The following is a 15,749-nucleotide window of genomic DNA, read 5'->3' as shown; positions in this document are numbered from 1 at the left end:
TGATATTAACCCTACACACTATACTGCAAGAGTTTTTCACCCCTTTCATCTTTAAAAAATAAAAAGGCATATAAGCCCTTCTATTTATTACTTATTTTGCTTTAAGTTGCTTTCTTTGGAATTATTTTCTTTAGTGCTATTTTCCTCAGAATCTTTTATTGCATCTTTTCTGGAGAGATTTATTCTACCCTGATTATCTATATCTGTTACCTTTACTAATATCTTATCTCCTACTGAAACTATATCTTCTACCTTATTAACTCTTGTAAAGTCTAACTTCGATATGTGTACTAATCCTTCTTTTCCTGGAAGTATTTCTACAAAAGCACCAAAATTAGTTGTTTTAGTAACTTTACCTAAGTATATTTCTCCTGCTTTTACTTCTCTAGTAAGATCCTCTATAATCTTTAATGCTTTCTTAGCACTACTACTGTCCTCTGACATTACAAATATTTTTCCATCTTCCTTTATGTCTATCTTTACACCAGTTTCTGCTATTATCTTATTGATAACTTTTCCGCCAGCTCCTATTACATCTCTTATTTTATCTGGAGGTATGGACATTGTATATGTCTTTGGGGCATACTCTGATAATTCTTCTCTAGCTTCTGGAATACACTTGTGAATTTTATCCAATATAAATAACCTAGCTGTCCTTGCTCTATTAAGAGTTTCTCTTATACAGTTTTCAGATAATCCATGAATCTTTGTATCAAATTGAATGGCAGTAATACCTTTTTCTGTTCCACCAACTTTAAAATCCATGTCTCCAAAGAAATCCTCAATTCCTTGTATGTCAGTAACTATTTCTTCCTTAGACAAATCTTCACTAGTTATAAGTCCCATGGCTATTCCAGCTGCTGGTCTCTTTATAGGAACTCCTGCATCTAAAAGTGCTAGTGTACTTCCACATATACTTGCCTGGGAAGTAGATCCATTAGAACTCAATACCTCTGATACAAGTCTTATAGTATATGGGAATTGATCTTCACTTGGTATAAGTGGTTCTAAAGCTTTCTCAGCTAACGCACCGTGTCCTATTTCTCTTCTTCCAGGTCCTCTTAAAGGTCTAGTCTCGCCTGTACTGTACGATGGGAAATTATAATGATGTATATATCTCTTTGATTCTTCAGAACCTACTCCATCAAGTATTTGTACATCACCTAAAGAACCAAGGGTGGCAACAGTCATTACCTGGGTCAATCCTCTTGTAAACAATCCAGTTCCATGAGTTCTTGGAAGAATACCAACCTCACAACTTATTGGCCTTATTTCATCAAAAGCCCTTCCATCAACTCTCCTGTGTTCGTTTAACATCATATTTCTTACTATTTCTTTCTTAATCTTATATACTACCTCTGCTATATCTGGTCCATTATCTGGATACTTCTCTGAAAATTGCTCATTTAATTCTTTATCCACATCTTCTAAAGCTGCATTTCTCTCGTCTCTATCCATTATGTACATGGCATCTTTTATTTTTTGAAATGCAAATTTTCTAACTTCTTCTTCTATGGATTCCTCTACTTTATAGAGTTCTGGTTCTTCCTTTTGCTTTCCATATTTATTCATAGTTTCTTTTTGAAATGCAACTATCTTCTTACATTCTTCAAATCCAAACATTATAGCATCATACATGGTATCTTCTGGTATTTCATCTCCACCAGCCTCTACCATCATAACTCTTTCATCCGTAGCACATACTGTGAGATTTAAACTGCTTTTACTTCTTTCCTCTAAGCCAGGATTTATTACGAACTTACCATCTACAAGTCCTACAGATACTGCTCCTACTGGAGTAGTAAAAGGAATGCTTGACATACAAAGAGCCAGTGATGCTCCATTTATAGCTAATATATCTGGCGCATTATCTTGATCTACAGATACTACCGTACAAACGACTTGAACATCATTTCTGTATCCTTTCGGAAACAGTGGTCTAAGAGGTCTATCTATTGCCCTGGCATGTAATATAGCCTTTTCAGAAGGCTTTCCTTCCCTCTTTATAAAACCTCCAGGTATTTTTCCAACAGAATACAACCTTTCCTCATATTCTATGCTTAAAGGAAAAAAGTCCACTCCTTCTCTAGGTTTATCTGAAGCATTAGCATTGATTAAAACTACCGTATCGCCATAACTTATAAAAAAAGCACAATTAGAAAGTTTTCCTATTTTACCATAATCAACTTTCAAAGTTCTTCCAGCAACAGTAGTTTGAATTATTTCACTCATAAAAAACATACCTCCTCTCAATAGGTTACAATTTTGTTAAAATAATAGAGCGGTTACAGCCGCTCTAAAGATTATTTCCTTAAATTCAACGCTTTAATAATAGCACGGTATCTTTCAATATCTTGCTTAATTAAATAGTTAAGAAGACCTCTTCTCTTACCAACCATCATTAAAAGACCTCTTCTTGAGTGATGATCTTTCTTATGGATCTTTAAATGATCATTTAAATGATTAATTCTCTCAGTAAGTAATGCTATCTGAACTTCTGGTGAGCCTGTGTCTCCTTCATGTCTTGCATATTTCTTCATTATTTCTTCTTTTAATGCCTTTTCCATTTTGTTACACCTCCAATTGTTAATCCCCTATATTCCAAGAATGTCGTCGGCAATTCGGAATTCTTAGCATACGGATCACGATTGTAATTATAGCAAATAAAGTCGTTATTGTAAATTAATTTTTTAAATTAATTTCTATTCTTTTCTTACTTGCATACATCTTATCTTTTTTTAACTGATCTGCCAGTTCTGTTAAACTGCCAAATTTTGATTCATCCCTAATTCTCTCAATAAAATATATCTTTATATTCTTATCATACATGTTTTCATTAAAATTAAGTATATGTGTTTCAATGCTCAGCTTATTGTCACAGGTAGTCGGATTATAACCTACATTTGTTATACCTTTAAACAAATCATTATTGCATTCAACTATAGTGTAATATACACCACCTTTAGGTATAACAAACCTCTTATCATAGTCAAGGTTTACAGTTGGAAATCCCAATTTTCTTCCTAGTTGTTTACCGTGTATTACCTCGCCCTGCAGCATAAAAGGTCTTGTCAAAAGTTTATTCGCTTTTTTTATATCCCCTTCATCGGATATAATAGTTCTTATTATCGAACTACTAACTACCTGTCCTTTATATTTTACTGAATCTATAACATTTAAAGAAAACTTATGTATCTTGCTCATTTTTTTGAGTAAACTTACATCCCCCAAGTTCTTATACCCAAATCTATAGTTAAAACCAACTATGAGTCCTTTAGCTCTATAATTGTTTAAAAGATGAATAACAAAATCCTCAGGACATATTTTCATAAATTCTTCATTAAAGTTAGCCATATTTATTATGTCTAAACCAGCATCTTTCAATACATTTATTTTCGATTCATTATTCATTAAAATTTTAGGAGATACCTCAGGGTTTATTATAGAAAGTGGATGATTTTTAAAGGTAAACACCATGCTGTTTGCCTTGTTATTTCTTGCAAGTTTAACAGTTTTATTTATAAGGTTTATATGTCCTAAATGAAGTCCGTCAAAGCTTCCTAAAGCAATATATGTACTTTTCGTAAAATGTTTTTTAAAATTATCTTCCATTATTATCATAACTAGTTACCTCTAACGAATAATTTTACCATCTTAAATCCAAAAGTTCCCCTACTTCCAATACCTATAAATTTATTTTCATGTATATATACCCTATAGATTTTACCTTCTTGAATTTTATCTATAAACTCTTTGTCTTTTATTGTGATACCATTTAAAACGTGTTTTAAATATTTATCCTGAACTATAACCTTAGGATATTCTTCTAGTGCTTTATCTACTGGAATAATGTATTTTGATATGATATCTTTCTGCAGGTCCTCTAGTAAAATAGAATTTGAAATATTAAAATTTCCCGTAGCCATTCTCTTTAGGTTCCACATTATGCCACCACAATTTAATTTTTCGCCAATATCATGGCATAAACTTCTTATATAAGTTCCTTTAGAACACTTAACTTGAAACACTACATAAGGTAATTCTATATTAATAATTTCTATAGAATATATGTTGATTTTTCTTTTATTTCTCTCTATTTCTATACCTTGTCTTGCTAAATCATAAAGCTTTTTTCCATTAATCTTAATTGCTGAATACATAGGTGGAAGTTGTTCTATTTCCCCCTGAAAACTTAAAATTGTATCTCTTACACTTTTTTCATCAAGCTTAACTTCTGAAGTACCTACTATAGTTCCTTCCCTATCATAGGTATCCGTATTAACTCCAAGCTTCAACTCAGCTAGATAAATTTTATGGCTTTTCATTATATAATCTGCAAATTTTGTGGCACCACCTATACAAATAGGAAGTACTCCTGATGCAATAGGGTCAAGAGTACCTGTGTGGCCAACTTTTTTATTACCTGATATTGATCTAATTTTCTTAACTACATCAAAGGAAGTCATTCCAACAGGTTTATTTATGTTTAAAATTCCATCAATCATATCAGTTCTTTCTCAACCTCTTTTAATATCATATCTTTTACTTCATCTATAGATTTATCACTAACTGCAAGACCACTTGCTCTTACATGTCCTCCGCCATTGAATTTTTCTGCTATCTTTCTTACATCTACCTTTGATTTAGACCTCAAACTTACTTTTATCTTATCTTCTACTTCCTTTAACAAAATTCCAACTTCTACAGTATTCACCTTCATGCCTATATTTACAATATCTGAAGTGTCTGTATCTCTTTCTATGCCAACCCCAGATAGCATATCTTTAGTGATACTTATTACACAGATACTGTCTCCTATAAGCTCCATACTCTCAATTGCTTTTCCATAAAGTTTTATTCTATTAAACTTCTTGTTTTCGAAAATTATCCTGTGAATTTCACTAAAATCAATACCTGTATTTATCAAATCTCCTGCTATAGTATGGGTTACACAAGTAGTTGAGGGATATCTAAAGGATCCGCTGTCTGTTATTATTGAAGTGTAAAGACACTGAGCTATATTTTTATCCAGTTCAACATCCATAAGTTTTAATAACTGATATACTATTTCAGATACAGCAGCTGCATTAGTATCCACATAATTTAAATTTCCATATAACTCATTTGTTAGATGGTGGTCTATATTTATTACAGTATAGCTTCCTTGCTCAAATTTCAAATCTGCATTTATTCTTTTTACATCTCCGCAATCAAGCACTATAACACATTCTACTTCAGGGTCCACCTCAAACTTTTTGCCATTTATATTTTCACTACAGGGTAAAAAGCTGAAACTCTCCGGAATTTTTTCCTTTGAGAGTATTTCAACTTCCTTTCCCAATTTTCTCATGCCTTGAAATAGGGCTAAAGAACTTCCTATAGAATCACCATCTGGAGAAGAATGAAAAGTAATTGCAATTTTATTACTTCTTCTTATCTCACTTATAATATCATTCATTATCATTTTTCTTATTCTCCTTTATCTCTTGGAGAATTTTATCTATATGCATGCCATATTCTATAGTATTGTCCTGTTCTATAATTATTTCTGGAGTATTTCTAAGTTTTACTCTATGCCCAACTTCTCTCCTTATAAAACCTGCTGAATTTCTAAGTGCCTCAAAAGTATCTTCCTTTGATTTGCCTTCACCATAAACGCTCACATATACTTTTGCATATTTTTGATCTTTTGTAACATCAACCTTAGTAACACTTACCATAGCAGTAACTCTAGGATCCTTGATATCACTTCTAATTATATTGCTTATTTCCTTTTTCATTTCTTCATTTATTCTTCCACTTCTGTAGTTAGTCATAAACTACCACCTCACTATTTATAACTCTTTTTTCTTAATTTCCTCCATGGTATAGGCCTCAACTATGTCTCCATCTTTTATGTCATTGAACTTATCAATAGAAAGTCCGCATTCATATCCTTCTGCTACTTCCTTTACATCATCTTTAAATCTCTTTAGGGAAGCAAGCTCAGATTCAAATATAACTATACCATCTCTTATTATCCTTACCTGGGAGTTTCTAACTATTTTTCCTTCCTGTACATAACATCCTGCAATTGTTCCTACATTAGATATTTTATAAGTCTGCCTGATTTGAGCTTTTCCGAGCACAACTTCTTTATAATCAGGTTCAAGCATACCAACCATAGCAGCCTTTATATCTTCTATTGCATTATATATAACTCTATAAGTTTTTATATCAACTGATTCTTTTTCTGCTGCTGCCTGAGCATTACTATCAGGTCTAACATTAAATCCTATTATTATAGCATTTGATGCAGATGCTAATGTGACATCTGTTTCTGTTATAGCACCAACTGCTCCATGAAGTACCCTTACCTTAACTTCTTCATTTGATAATTTTTGAAGAGATTGTTTTAATGCTTCTATAGATCCCTGTACGTCTGCCTTAACTATTATGTTAAGTTCCTTTACTTTTCCCTCTTTTATTTGATTATAAAGATCTTCCAGAGAAACTTTATGAGCGGACTGTAGATATTCCTCTCTTACCTTTTGTTTTCTCTTTGCTGCTATATCCCTTGCAGTCTTTTCATCTTTAACTTGATGGAATCTATCTCCTGCTGCAGGCACTTCTGACAATCCAAGTATCTCTACTGGTATTGATGGTCCTGCAACTTTAATTTTCTTTCCCTTATCATCAAACATAGCTCTAATTCTACCATAAGTACTTCCGACTATTATAGAATCCCCAACATGAAGAGTTCCATTTTGGACAAGAAGTGTAGCAACTGCTCCTCTTCCTTTATCCAATTTTGCTTCTATTACTGTTCCCTTTGCATTTCTATGAGGATTTGCCTTAATTTCCTGCATTTCAGCAGTTAAAAGTACCATTTCAAGTAAACTATCAATACCTTCTTTAGTATGAGCAGACACTGGTACACATATAGTATCTCCACCCCAGTCCTCTGATATTAATCCATAATCTGACAGTTCCTGTTTAACTTTATCTACATTGGCTCCTGGTCTATCTATTTTATTTATAGCTACTACTATAGGTACATTTGCAGCTTTACAGTGATTTATTGCTTCTGCAGTTTGCGGCATTATTCCATCATCCGCAGCTACAACTAAAATAACTATATCTGTAATTTGAGCTCCTCTTGCTCTCATGGCAGTAAAAGCTTCATGTCCAGGGGTATCTAAGAAGGTTATCTTTTCTCCATTTATATTAACAGTATAAGCACCTATGTGCTGGGTTATACCTCCAGCTTCCGTCTCAGTTACCTTTGATTTCCTTATGGCATCTAAAAGAGAAGTCTTACCATGGTCAACGTGTCCCATAACAGTTATAACTGGCGGTCTTTTTTCTGAATTAGGATCATCATCCTCAGCATCTTCCTGTTCTACTTCTTGTTCTACCGCTTCCTTATTAATGTCTTCTTCTTTTCGAAGTACAGTTACATCAAACTTTTCTCCTAGTTTTTCAGCTGTATTAAAGTCTATTTCTTGATTTATAGCTGCCATTACTCCCATAAATATAAGTTGTTTAATAACTTCTGTAGATGGCTTACCTATTTTTTCAGAAAACTCTTTTACAGTTATAGTATCTTCCATTTCTATTTCAGCTCTTTCAGTTTCTTGTAACTCTCCGTCCTTTGATTCTTTCTTTCCTTGAGTGCTTTTACTCTTAGTATTATTTTTAACACTTATGGTTTTCTTTTTAACTTTTGGAGAATTCTCCTGCACTAAATTTTTGTATTTATCCTCTATGCTCTCTTCTCCGTCTTCGCTGCTTTCATTTTCTTCTATGAACTCTTTAATTAGTTCTGCATCTTCCTCTTCTATTACACTCATATGGTTTTTCACTTTTACTCCAAACTCATCTAGAAGTATGGATATTAATGTTTTACTGGATATATTCAATTCTTTGGCTAATTCATATATTCTTATTTTTGACAAATTATACACCCCCGAAACTAAAGTTTCTCATTTTTCTTCAATAAATTCATTAGTGCCTTACCCATGTTTTTATCTGTAACCCCTACAACTTTTATTTCACTTGATCCAATTGCATTTCCAATTTCTTCTCCAGTATATATTGTCTTTACAACTGGTACTTTATATTTATTATTGTAGTTTAAAAATTTTTCCCATGTATTTTTAGAAACATCTTGAGACATTATCACAAAATGCACTCTATTCCTCCTGATTGCTTCTTCACATTTATTATATCCCTCTAAAAGTTTTCCTGCACGCTTTATTAATCCCATAAACTGAAGAAATTTATCTACCATTTTCTATCTGTTCCTTTAAACTTTGGTATAAGGTTTCGTCTATCTGAATTTCAAGATTTTTCTGGAGCCTTTTGTTCTTAAAAGCTTTCTCCAAACATTCCACATTTTTGCATACATAAGCTCCCCTACCATTTTTCTTTCCTGTAGGGTCTACAGAAACTTCTCCCTCTTTGCTTTTTACTATTCGTATGAGTTCTTTTTTTGGTTTCATTTCCATGCATCCTGTACACATTCTCTGTGGTACTTTTTTTTGCTTCATTCTAAACACCACCTTAATTAATTTTCTTCATTTTGCGTCTCAACCTGTGATTTGCTCTTTATGTCTATTTTCCATCCTGTAAGCTTTGCTGCCAATCTTACATTTTGACCTTCTTTACCTATAGCCAGAGATAACTGATTGTCATCTACTACAATTTGTGCAAATTTAATGTCTTCATTTAAATCCACATCCAATACCTTGGCAGGACTTAGTGAATTAGCTATATACTCTTCTGGAAGTTTGCTCCACTTTATTATATCTATCTTTTCATTTTTTAGCTCGTTTACTATATTTTGAACCCTTACTCCTTTAGGTCCTACACAAGCTCCCATAGGATCTACATTTTCATCGTTAGAGTGTACTGCAATTTTTGTTCTAGAACCAGCTTCCCTTGCTATGGACTTTATATCAACCGTTCCATCAAATATCTCAGGTACTTCTAGTTCAAACAATCTCTTTATAAGTCCAGGATGAGTCCTCGATATTACAATTTGAGCTCCCTTTGTAGTATTCTTTACTTCAATAATATATAATTTGAGTTTGTCATTGAAGTTATACTTTTCTCCCGGTATCTGCTCATTTGGTCCAAGTACTGCTTCTGTCTTTCCTAAATCTATAAGTACATTATTTTTATCTTTTCTTATGACTGTACCTGTTATTATATCGTCTTCCTTTTCCGCAAAATCACTGTATATAATTCTTCTTTCTTCTTCTTTTATCCTCTGTATAACTACTTGTTTTGCAGCCTGTGCAGCTACCCTTCCAAATTTTCTAGGTGTAACTTCTATGTTTGCTATATCACCTACCTCATAACTTGAATCCATGCTTTTAGCATCTTCTACACTTATCTCACCAAATTTATCACAAACTTCCTCTACTACATTTTTTTGTGAATACACATGAATTTCTCCATTTTCTCTATTCATAGTAACCTTAACATTTTGGCTACCTGCTCCATGCCCCATATAATTCTTTTTATACGCAGCTACTAATGCATCCTCTATGGTAGTAAATAGTAAATCCTCACTTATTCCCTTTTCCTTAACTATTTCTTTTAAGGCCTCTATAAACTCCTGATTCATTTTAAAATATACCTCCCCTAAAAATCACCTTTTAAATTTACGTTTAAAATTTTGTCCCTTGGAATAGCGATATCTTCTTCTTCACATTTTATCTTCAATTCATTTGAATTAAAATCTAGAAGTTCCCCCTCATATTTTTTCTTTCCTTTTAAAAGTCCTGATATATTAACCTGTACGCTATATCCAATGTATCTTTTTAAGTGTTCTTCCGTATATAGCTTTCTCTCTACACCTGGTGATGAAACTTCTAGGTAATAAGGATCTTTTATAGGATCTTCTTTATCCAACATATCACTGACTGCTCTACTTACACTTTCACAATCTTCTAATGATATGTTTCCTTCTTTTTTATCTATGTATATTCTTAAATAATTATTGTTACCTTCTTTTTTAAACTCTAAATAGTATAATTCATAATTTAAATTATTAACTATAGGTTGTATTAATGCTGACATTCTTTCCATAAAAGTATTTTTTGTCATTTAAATCCTCCTCCATTTACAGGTTATACGTTTATGTTATACAATCTTGCTAAAAAAAATGTTAAATAGCTAATTAAATTTAAAAACGCAACTTTCGCTGCGTTTTTCACAAATAGAAAGAGCGGGTTAAAACCCACTCCTACATTCTAAATAAACTTCTGTAGATTTACCATTTATATTTTAACACACTGTAATTTTTATTTCAAGAAAAATTATTCACAAGGTTACCCTAAATGTAAATAATTTGAATTAATCATGTAAAAATCAAATGTTTTTTATCTCTTCTATAAGTGATTTTACTAAATTTTCCTCACTTACTTTTTTTACTATTTTTCCTTTTTTAAATATAATGCCTTCACCTTTGCCACCTGCTATACCAATATCTGCTTCCCGAGCCTCACCTGGTCCATTTACTACACATCCCATAACAGCAACCTTTATGTTTTTATGCATATTTAAAAGTCTTTTTTCCACTTGCTCAGCTATTTTAATTAAATCAATTTCAGTTCTACCACAGGTGGGACATGATATAAATTCCACACCTTCTTTTATAATTCCACAGGATTTTAATATTTCTTTTCCCACTCTTACTTCTTCCACTGGATTTCCTGTAAGGGATACTCTTATAGTGTCTCCTATACCTTCCATCAAAAGAGTACCTATGCCTATGCTTGATTTTATAGTTCCTCGCCAAATAGTTCCTGCTTCTGTTACTCCAAGGTGAAGTGGATAATTTACAATTTGAGATATTTTTCTATAACTTTCTATCATTTGATTTACATTTGAAGATTTTATGGATATGACTATATCATAAAATCCTACGTTTTCGAAAATTTTTACATGTTCTAGAGCACTATCTACTAGTGCATCCGAACAAACTCTACCATATTTATTTAAAATATCCTTTTTTAATGATCCAGAGTTTACCCCTATTCTAATTGGAATATTAGCTTCTTTTGCTGCTCTTGCCACTTCTCGTACTCTTTCTATGCTTCCAATATTTCCAGGATTTATTCTAAGTGCAGATATCCCATTTTCTATAGATTTAAGCGCCAACTTATAATCAAAATGTATATCTGCTACAAGTGGAATATCTACTCTTTCTATGATTTTTTTCATGGAATTGCAAGCTATATCATCAGGCACCGCACATCTGACGATATCACAACCTGCTTCTTTTAGCTGAAATATCTGAGCTGTAGTGGCTTCTACATCCCTAGTATCCGTATTTGTCATAGATTGTACGGCTACTGGAAAATCTCCACCTAAAAATATATTGCCTACCTTTACTGTTTTCTTTTTTACTCTATTCAAAATTTCACCACCAATTTATTCAATTCACAATTAAGCATTTCTTAAAATTTTATAGGATAGAATATATCCTTTACGGTAACTAGTACCATAAGTGCCATAAGTATTGCAAATCCAACATAATTTATCGTTCCAACCTTATTTTCATCTACTTTTTTACCTGTTATTATTTCAAACAAAAATAAAAATATATATCCTCCATCCAAAGCTGGAAAAGGTATTATGTTAAATATAGCAAGCTGTATACTTATATAAGCTGAAAATGCCATCAAACTCAATATTCCTGCTTTTGCTGCTGCACCTGATATTTTTATTATAGTAACAGGTCCCCCTACATCATTCATAGATGCTTTTCCTCTAAATAGTGTTTTAAAAAAACTAAATGTCTGCTTGATTAGGGATTTAGTTTCTATAAACCCATAGGATACTGACTGCCCCAAAGTAGGCTTAGTGACTTGAGTTGATTCAATACCTACAACATACCTATTTTCTTTTTTATCTTTTATTGGAATAACTCTTACCTGATTTGTGTTTCCATTACGTTCATAAGTTATATTAATTGGATTTCCTCCTGCAGTATAAACTTCTGTTACAAAGTCTTCCCAGGTAGATATCTTTGAATTATTTACCCTAGTTATTTTATCTCCTAGCTTTATACCCGCTAAAGCTGCAGGTTGATTTGGCATTACTTTACTCACTATAGGAGACAGATACCCCCTCGCAGAAGCTATTATTGCAAATAGTATAACTCCAAGTACAAAATTCATTATGGGTCCAGCTGTTACTACACTAAGTTTTCTAAGAGGACTTTTATTATTAAATGCCCTAGGGTCATCACTTTCACCCTCATCACCCAGCATCTTTACATAACCACCAATAGGAAGAAGCCTTATATGATATTCCGTTTCCTTGCCCTTTATTCCAAAGAGCTTAGGACCCATTCCTATAGAAAATTCTTCTACTTTTACTCCATTTAATTTCGCCATAGTAAAATGTCCCAGTTCATGAATTATAATCAATACGCCAAAGGCTATTATCGCTGCTATTATATACAAATGGTATTCCTCCCAATTCTTATTTGATAAATTTATCTTTTACATATTTCTTAACTTTTATTTCTAGGTCAAGTAAATCATCCAGAGTATACGTACTTTGTGAAGTAAATTTATTCATACACTCTTCTAATATGTTGCCTATATCCAAAAAATTTATTTTATTAGCAAGGAATAAACTTACTGCTTCCTCATTTGCACAATTTAGTATAGCTGGCATTGTGCCTCCTATCCTCCCTGCTTCATAAGCTAATTTAAGTGGTCTGAATGTATCTGTATCAGGCTTTTCAAAACTTAAATTTCCTACGCTATAGAAGTCCAATTTATCTATTACAGCTTCCTTTCTTTTCGGATAATTCAGTGCATATTGTATAGGTAACCTCATATCTGCAGTGGCAAGCTGTGCCATAACACTTCCATCCCTATATTCCACCATAGAATGTACTATACTTTGTGGATGAACTACAACCTTTATATTTTCATAAGGTAAGTTAAATAAGAAGTGAGCTTCTATAACTTCAAGTCCCTTATTCATAAGAGTAGCAGAATCTATTGTGAGCTTTTTTCCCATACTCCAATTTGGATGATTCAACGCCTCTTTTACAGTTACTTTTGAGAGTTGATCTTTTGTTTTTCCCCTAAATGGTCCACCTGAAGCGGTTAAAATCAAATTAGCAACTTCGTCAAAATTATTTCCCTGAAGGCATTGAAAAACAGCACTATGCTCTGAATCTACAGGAAATATTTTTATATTATTTTCTTTCGATAATTTTGTAACCAGTTCTCCTCCTACAACTAATGTCTCCTTATTAGCTAAAGCTATGTCTTTCTTCGCTTTAATTGCTTTTATAGTTGGTACAAGACCTATCATTCCAACTACAGATGTTACAACCATATCAACTTCAGGAAGACTAGCTATAGTATTTAATCCATCTACTCCAAATAATATTTTTGTATTTGATTTTTTATTACTAAAAATATCTTTTATCTTTAAATATGATTCTTTTTCGGTTAGCACCGCATATTTGGGGTTAAATTCATCTATTATATGTAAAAGTTTATCTACACTACTATTTGCAGATACACCTATAAGCTGAAAATCTCCTTTTTGTTTTCTAAGTACATCAAGAGTTTGGGTTCCTATAGAACCTGTGGCTCCAATTATTGAAATTCTCTTCATTCATAACAACTCCTCATTTTCCTCTAGTCCTTATAACACATTAAATAAGATTTTTAAGATTTTTAACATGATTAACTATACCATATTTATGCTATAAAATAAATACGCACATGATCTATATTAAACTCACAGCTAATACATGAAATAAAATAATAGAGAAACATATCCTTTTTATAGAATATATTTCTCTATTATTAACTCAACTTTCGCACATGTAAAATTTTTTTAATTAATAGTTAATGTAGATTTTTTGCGATAGCTAAAAATCATCCTTCACTATTAACTTTTCATTATTAATTCTTAACTTGTTAGGATTTGGGTTCTAATTTATGTAACTCCTTCTCCCTTGGGTCGAATGAGTAAGTGACTCACACCAAATCAGAGATTTGGGTTCGCTACTTAAATTACAGCTACAAAGGTTAGATAATAATAAACTATAACTCCTGAAAAAAGTATGCTGTCAAATCTATCTAAGATCCCACCATGACCTGGTATAAGGTTGCTATAGTCCTTTACTCCAACATATCTCTTTATAGAAGAAGCTGCTAAATCCCCGAACTGACAAAATGCTCCACAAATTACTCCCATTACTATATAATGATAAAATGATATAGGAACACCCCTTTGAATTGAAAAAAATCCAAAGATTCCACAAGCCACTGCACTACCAATTATTCCACCTATAGAACCTTCCACAGTCTTTTTAGGACTCACCTTAGGACATAATTTTTTCTTACCTAAAAACTTACCCGTATAATAAGCTGCTGTATCACAGCACCAGGAAGATATAACTATAATCCACACTAAATAGTTACCATAACTACTGCTATTTACTAAAACTATAGTGCTAAAAAATACTGCCACATATAGAAAACCAAACAAGGTAGTTGCTACATCTAAAAAATTATATTCCACATCTAAAACTGGAATACAAAGCGCCATAAAAATTGACACTATAATAGCAAAAAATACAAATTTATAATTTGCCTCTACTCTTAAGGTTATATAGTAGGATATGCAAAGTAGATAACCTACTATATTTATAGAATTTATATTTTTTTGTTTTATTACTTTATAAAATTCATACATTCCCATAAGAGAAATGATCATAATTCCATATTTTAAATAAATTCCCCCTAAGAATAATATTAAAATAAATGGTATGAGTGCAAATGCTCCTAAATATCTATTATTCAAAGCTCCACCTCCATAGAATAAAGTATCAATGGGGATTTTAAGTAAAATTATAACTTATATCCCCAATATACAGTTATTTTAATCCTCCAAATCTTCTATCTCTATTTTGATAATCAGAAATAGCTTTATACAGATGTTCCTTTTTAAAATCTGGCCATTTTATATCAGAATACCAAAACTCAGAGTATGCACACTGCCACAATAGAAAATTGCTTAAACGCTGTTCTCCACTTGGTCTTATTATAATATCAGGGTCTGGCATACCTTTAGTATACAGATACTTTGACACAGTTTCCTCATTTATATCTTCTTCATTTATTTTTTTAGATTTTATATCTTCATACATGAGCTTAAAAGCTCTCACGATTTCATATCTTCCACCATAATTTAATGCTAAATTTAAAGTAAGTCCAGTATTTGTTTTAGTTTTCTCACAAGATATGATCAATTGTTCTTGACAGGCCAAAGGCAGCTTACTTATATCTCCAATACAATTTATGATAACATTATTTTTATCTAATTCATTCAATTCCTTTTTTAAATATTCAACTAAAAGCCTCATAAGTGCACTTACTTCATCTTTAGGTCTTTTCCAATTTTCTGTAGAAAAAGCGTATAATGTTAAATAGTTCACATTTAACTTACTGCACTCTTTCACAATGTCTCTTATAGCTTCTACTGCTGCCCTATGTCCCATAGTTCTAGGTAAATTTCTTTCTTTTGCCCATCTTCCATTTCCATCCATTATAATAGCTATATGTTTGGGAATATTGTTTAAATCAATATGTACTTCTCTATCGTCCTGGTCTTCGTTTTTATTTAAATTAAAAAATTTTACCATAGTATACCTCATTTCAATACAAAGTTTTAGTTTTAATAAACAGAGTGCGTATGAGTATTAGAGGGGATAGTCA

The 15,749-nt window shown here is 32.0% G+C and carries 16 protein-coding genes; all 16 read right to left on the bottom strand.

The window, feature by feature from the left end:
* Window positions 1–87: 87 nt before the first annotated feature.
* The 16 genes from CLJU_RS06485 to CLJU_RS06410 all read right to left on the bottom strand — a co-directional run bounded on the left by CLJU_RS06485 (window position 88) and on the right by CLJU_RS06410 (window position 15,676).
* Window positions 88–2,232, bottom strand: a complete 2,145-nt coding sequence (locus CLJU_RS06485; protein WP_041705060.1) for a polyribonucleotide nucleotidyltransferase — start codon at window positions 2,230–2,232, stop codon at window positions 88–90.
* A gap of 71 nt (window positions 2,233–2,303) precedes the next feature.
* Window positions 2,304–2,567: a 30S ribosomal protein S15 gene (gene rpsO / locus CLJU_RS06480; RefSeq protein ID WP_013237985.1), complete on the bottom strand. Its 264-nt coding sequence runs from the start codon at window positions 2,565–2,567 to the stop codon at window positions 2,304–2,306.
* Window positions 2,568–2,682: 115 nt separating this feature from the next.
* Window positions 2,683–3,621, bottom strand: coding sequence for a bifunctional riboflavin kinase/FAD synthetase (locus CLJU_RS06475; RefSeq protein WP_013237984.1), 939 nt, complete (start codon window positions 3,619–3,621; stop codon window positions 2,683–2,685).
* 2 nt (window positions 3,622–3,623) lie between these two features.
* Entirely contained in the window at window positions 3,624–4,502 is an 879-nt protein-coding gene (gene truB, locus CLJU_RS06470; RefSeq protein WP_029170050.1) for a tRNA pseudouridine(55) synthase TruB, read from the bottom strand.
* Window positions 4,502–5,464: a DHH family phosphoesterase gene (locus CLJU_RS06465; RefSeq protein WP_041705058.1), complete on the bottom strand. Its 963-nt coding sequence runs from the start codon at window positions 5,462–5,464 to the stop codon at window positions 4,502–4,504. The genes truB and CLJU_RS06465 overlap by 1 nt, the downstream gene beginning before the upstream one ends.
* A complete protein-coding gene (rbfA, locus tag CLJU_RS06460) occupies window positions 5,451–5,816 on the bottom strand; it encodes a 30S ribosome-binding factor RbfA (protein ID WP_013237981.1) in 366 nt (121 codons plus the stop codon). The genes CLJU_RS06465 and rbfA overlap by 14 nt, the downstream gene beginning before the upstream one ends.
* Before the next feature lie 18 nt (window positions 5,817–5,834).
* On the bottom strand, window positions 5,835–7,937 hold the full coding sequence (gene infB, locus CLJU_RS06455; RefSeq protein WP_013237980.1) for a translation initiation factor IF-2: 2,103 nt from the start codon (window positions 7,935–7,937) through the stop codon (window positions 5,835–5,837).
* Between the two features lie 17 nt (window positions 7,938–7,954).
* Window positions 7,955–8,272 (bottom strand): 50S ribosomal protein L7ae-like protein, encoded by a 318-nt coding sequence (locus CLJU_RS06450; protein WP_013237979.1) that lies wholly within the window; start codon window positions 8,270–8,272, stop codon window positions 7,955–7,957.
* Window positions 8,262–8,531 (bottom strand): RNase P modulator RnpM, encoded by a 270-nt coding sequence (rnpM, locus tag CLJU_RS06445; protein WP_013237978.1) that lies wholly within the window; start codon window positions 8,529–8,531, stop codon window positions 8,262–8,264. The genes CLJU_RS06450 and rnpM overlap by 11 nt, the downstream gene beginning before the upstream one ends.
* A 17-nt stretch (window positions 8,532–8,548) precedes the next feature.
* Window positions 8,549–9,613, bottom strand: a complete 1,065-nt coding sequence (gene nusA, locus CLJU_RS06440) for a transcription termination factor NusA (protein ID WP_013237977.1) — start codon at window positions 9,611–9,613, stop codon at window positions 8,549–8,551.
* Between the two features lie 17 nt (window positions 9,614–9,630).
* Entirely contained in the window at window positions 9,631–10,095 is a 465-nt protein-coding gene (gene rimP, locus CLJU_RS06435) for a ribosome maturation factor RimP (RefSeq protein WP_013237976.1), read from the bottom strand.
* A gap of 264 nt (window positions 10,096–10,359) precedes the next feature.
* Window positions 10,360–11,409, bottom strand: a complete 1,050-nt coding sequence (gene ispG / locus CLJU_RS06430; protein ID WP_013237975.1) for a flavodoxin-dependent (E)-4-hydroxy-3-methylbut-2-enyl-diphosphate synthase — start codon at window positions 11,407–11,409, stop codon at window positions 10,360–10,362.
* 41 nt (window positions 11,410–11,450) lie between these two features.
* A complete protein-coding gene (gene rseP, locus CLJU_RS06425; protein ID WP_013237974.1) occupies window positions 11,451–12,461 on the bottom strand; it encodes an RIP metalloprotease RseP in 1,011 nt (336 codons plus the stop codon).
* A 19-nt stretch (window positions 12,462–12,480) separates the two neighbouring features.
* A complete protein-coding gene (locus CLJU_RS06420) occupies window positions 12,481–13,638 on the bottom strand; it encodes a 1-deoxy-D-xylulose-5-phosphate reductoisomerase (protein WP_013237973.1) in 1,158 nt (385 codons plus the stop codon).
* A gap of 399 nt (window positions 13,639–14,037) precedes the next feature.
* On the bottom strand, window positions 14,038–14,835 hold the full coding sequence (locus tag CLJU_RS06415) for a phosphatidate cytidylyltransferase (protein WP_013237972.1): 798 nt from the start codon (window positions 14,833–14,835) through the stop codon (window positions 14,038–14,040).
* Between the two features lie 73 nt (window positions 14,836–14,908).
* Window positions 14,909–15,676 (bottom strand): isoprenyl transferase, encoded by a 768-nt coding sequence (locus CLJU_RS06410; RefSeq protein ID WP_013237971.1) that lies wholly within the window; start codon window positions 15,674–15,676, stop codon window positions 14,909–14,911.
* Window positions 15,677–15,749: the final 73 nt, after the last annotated feature.

It is taken from the genome of Clostridium ljungdahlii DSM 13528 (assembly GCF_000143685.1).
GTDB lineage: Bacteria > Bacillota > Clostridia > Clostridiales > Clostridiaceae > Clostridium_B > Clostridium_B ljungdahlii.
The sequence above is the reverse complement of the archived record's forward strand: the minus strand, read 5'-3'. Positions and strand labels throughout refer to the sequence as shown.

Excerpts from the sequence above, each read along its gene's own strand:
- rbfA (WP_013237981.1), bottom strand. The coding sequence starts at position 5,816 with ATGACTAACTACAGAAGTGGAAGAATAAATGAAGAAATGAAAAAGGAA.
- rpsO (WP_013237985.1), bottom strand. The coding sequence starts at position 2,567 with ATGGAAAAGGCATTAAAAGAAGAAATAATGAAGAAATATGCAAGACAT.
- CLJU_RS06475 (WP_013237984.1), bottom strand. The coding sequence starts at position 3,621 with ATGATAATAATGGAAGATAATTTTAAAAAACATTTTACGAAAAGTACA.
- CLJU_RS06410 (WP_013237971.1), bottom strand. The coding sequence starts at position 15,676 with ATGGTAAAATTTTTTAATTTAAATAAAAACGAAGACCAGGACGATAGA.
- CLJU_RS06485 (WP_041705060.1), bottom strand. The coding sequence starts at position 2,232 with ATGAGTGAAATAATTCAAACTACTGTTGCTGGAAGAACTTTGAAAGTT.
- rnpM (WP_013237978.1), bottom strand. The coding sequence starts at position 8,531 with ATGAAGCAAAAAAAAGTACCACAGAGAATGTGTACAGGATGCATGGAA.
- CLJU_RS06450 (WP_013237979.1), bottom strand. The coding sequence starts at position 8,272 with ATGGTAGATAAATTTCTTCAGTTTATGGGATTAATAAAGCGTGCAGGA.
- CLJU_RS06465 (WP_041705058.1), bottom strand. The coding sequence starts at position 5,464 with ATGATAATGAATGATATTATAAGTGAGATAAGAAGAAGTAATAAAATT.
- rimP (WP_013237976.1), bottom strand. The coding sequence starts at position 10,095 with ATGACAAAAAATACTTTTATGGAAAGAATGTCAGCATTAATACAACCT.
- nusA (WP_013237977.1), bottom strand. The coding sequence starts at position 9,613 with ATGAATCAGGAGTTTATAGAGGCCTTAAAAGAAATAGTTAAGGAAAAG.
- CLJU_RS06420 (WP_013237973.1), bottom strand. The coding sequence starts at position 13,638 with ATGAAGAGAATTTCAATAATTGGAGCCACAGGTTCTATAGGAACCCAA.